Origin of the sequence: Rhodococcus sp. 1168, assembly GCF_002091955.1 — a bacterium.
Lineage (GTDB): Bacteria > Actinomycetota > Actinomycetes > Mycobacteriales > Mycobacteriaceae > Rhodococcoides.
The window spans coordinates 1-2,407 of the sequence record NZ_MKKY01000062.1 but is presented as its reverse complement, the minus strand read 5'-3'; the positions used below and the strand labels follow the sequence as shown (position 1 = coordinate 2,407).

The 2,407-nt window shown below is 55.4% G+C and carries 3 protein-coding genes; all 3 read right to left on the bottom strand.

Going from position 1 to position 2,407, the window contains the following annotated elements:
• Positions 1-24: 24 nt before the first annotated feature.
• Complete coding sequence (locus BJI47_RS12095; protein ID WP_088943969.1) at positions 25-291, bottom strand: hypothetical protein; 267 nt, start codon at positions 289-291, stop codon at positions 25-27.
• 134 nt (positions 292-425) lie between these two features.
• Positions 426-872: an HNH endonuclease gene (locus tag BJI47_RS24990; RefSeq protein ID WP_088943968.1), complete on the bottom strand. Its 447-nt coding sequence runs from the start codon at positions 870-872 to the stop codon at positions 426-428.
• A 139-nt stretch (positions 873-1,011) separates the two neighbouring features.
• Positions 1,012-2,268: an IS256 family transposase gene (locus BJI47_RS12085; RefSeq protein WP_088943966.1), complete on the bottom strand. Its 1,257-nt coding sequence runs from the start codon at positions 2,266-2,268 to the stop codon at positions 1,012-1,014.
• Positions 2,269-2,407 lie beyond the last annotated feature (139 nt).

Genomic DNA, 2,407 nt, shown 5'->3' with positions numbered 1-2,407 from the left:
GTGACAGCCACAATCTCGAGGGGTTCAGGCCGACACGTCAGCAGGAAGAAAGATCGAGGCTAGCGCGTCTTGCTGAGCTACCCGTAGTTCAGTTTCCTCATAAAAAGAATTGAACTGAGCCGCTTTGGACTTGAGCGCATCAAGTTCAATGGCTACGCCTGCCTCGTCGCACCAACGCTTGAGTGTTGACCAGCTAGACGGGTAGCCCAACTCTCTACGGGTTGCCGCTAGTCCAATGTCCTGCGCCAGCTCTACCGCGTGCTCAATCTCCTCTGATGTGTACTTTGCCATTCATTTTCATCTACTTTCTTATTGAATTTGGTTTTCATTTTGATCTATTTGTTTATATTGTTATCTAGTTTTGGTGGTGTAAAGCTGCCACAATTTCTTGACTTAAGTTAAGAGCGCGAACGCGTATCCTATATTCATTGACTACTGGCTCTAGTCTTTAGTTCTCGTTTGTGTCGTGCTATTTCTACTAGCTGCTTAGCCTTGCATAGTTTACAGATTGTCGAACCATTGTATTTATAACTATTGGTTCTGTTCAGCTCATGCCCTACCCGGCAAAATTGCTTGGCATCTTGTTTGATCTGATCAATATTTGCCTGATGCGTATTTACGCTGAGATGTTCTATTCGTATGCAGTCTCTAAAACAGCCTTTAGCATGCAATATTTCTAGACCCTCAGGAATCGCACCCCGCATTTTCAGCCACTGAAAGCGATGTGCGTAGTGATTCTTTCCCCTATGCTTGATAATGCCATAGCCCGATCTATCCCTACTTTTGAGTGCTAGACGATGACACTCGTTATCTACGACATACGGTAAATATTTATCGTAAGAACTAGCTATCTCTTCACTATCATTTTTCATTCTTTATCAATCATAACAACATTCTTTTGTTCACGCATGAAATCAGCCCTAGCCTTCACCTTGGCGATAGTGCCCCATGGCGTGGTGTAGTTCGGATCGGTGAACCATCTGGTTCGTGATCAACGAGTTGTGTTGTATGTTATGCGGATTCGAGTTTGGGTGTCAACGACTCGGTGTCCGTGTCGGCGGCTGTAGCGCGTTCCTTTCGTGCGATGACGACCCTCAGTTCGTCCATGGAGACGTCGGAGACGTAGCGGCGGGTGACCTGCCACTCGTCGTGCGCCTCGATCACCACCGCCGTCGCCAGGCGTAGGAACGCTGCCGGGTTCGGGAAGATCTCCACGACATCGGCGCGGCGTTTGATCTCCTTGTTCAGTCGTTCGATCGGATTGTTCGACCAGATCTTCTGCCAATGTGCCTTCGGGAACGACCGGAACGCGAGCACGTCCTCCTTCGCATCACGCATCATCGCAGCGACTTTCGGAAACGAGCCAGCGAGAGTGTCGGCGACCTGATCCCATTGCTGCGCAACGGCATCGGGCTCGGTGTGTGCGAAGATCGTCTTGATCGCAGCCATCACCGGCGGCACCTGCTTCGACGACACCGCCGAGCCGACGTTCCGCATGAAATGCACCCGGCACCGCTGCCACGACGCACCCGTGAACTGCTGCGCCACCGCCGCTTTCAACCCCGCATGCGCATCGGAGATCACTAGATGCACCCCCGACAAACCGCGGGCTTTGAGTCCGATGAGGAACTCGCGCCAGAAGTCGAACGACTCACTGTCTCCTACTGCGGTGCCCAATACTTCGCGGGTCCCGTCGATGGACACCCCGGTGGCGACGACGAGAGCATGCGAGACGACGTGCGCACCGATCCGGACCTTGCAGTACGTGGCGTCGAGGAAGATGTAGGGAAAGCTGGTGTGCGTCAACGAACGCTCGCGGAAGCGGGCGATCTCGACGTCGAGGCCCTGGCAGATCCGCGAGACGGTCGACTTCGAGACCCCCGAGTCGACCCCCAATGCGGTCACGAGGTCGTCGACGTTGCGGGTCGAGACGCCATGGACGTAGGCCTCCATGATCACCGCGTACAGGGCCTGATCGATGCGACGGCGGCGTTCGAGCAGGCTGGGGAAGAACGACCCGGTGCGCAGCTTCGGGATCTGGACTTCGATGTCGCCGCTGGTCGTCGCTACTGTCTTCGGCCTGGTGCCGTTGCGGTAGTTCGTTCGCTCGGTGGTCCGTTCGTAGCGGCCGGCACCGAGGACCTCGGTGGCCTCGGCGTCGATCAGGGTCTGTAAGCCGGCGCGGATCAATTCGGCGAACACACTCGCCGGGTCGGCGCCCTTGAGTGCGTCGAGCTGGGTGATCAGGGCAGAATGGTCGTGGGTCATCGCGTGGTCCTTTGGTCGAGTCACTTTGGCGGTAACTCGTTCATCACTACGCGATGGCCCACCCACAACACGGGTACGACACGCCCGAGCAGCGGCTACGCCGCCTCACCGAATGTCCACCACGTCATGGGACTTACCC

What these genes read in the sequence shown, in the direction of transcription:
- BJI47_RS12095 (WP_088943969.1), bottom strand. Translation starts at nt 291, where the DNA reads ATGGCAAAGTACACATCAGAGGAGATTGAGCACGCGGTAGAGCTGGCG.
- BJI47_RS24990 (WP_088943968.1), bottom strand. Translation starts at nt 872, where the DNA reads ATGAAAAATGATAGTGAAGAGATAGCTAGTTCTTACGATAAATATTTA.
- BJI47_RS12085 (WP_088943966.1), bottom strand. Translation starts at nt 2,268, where the DNA reads ATGACCCACGACCATTCTGCCCTGATCACCCAGCTCGACGCACTCAAG.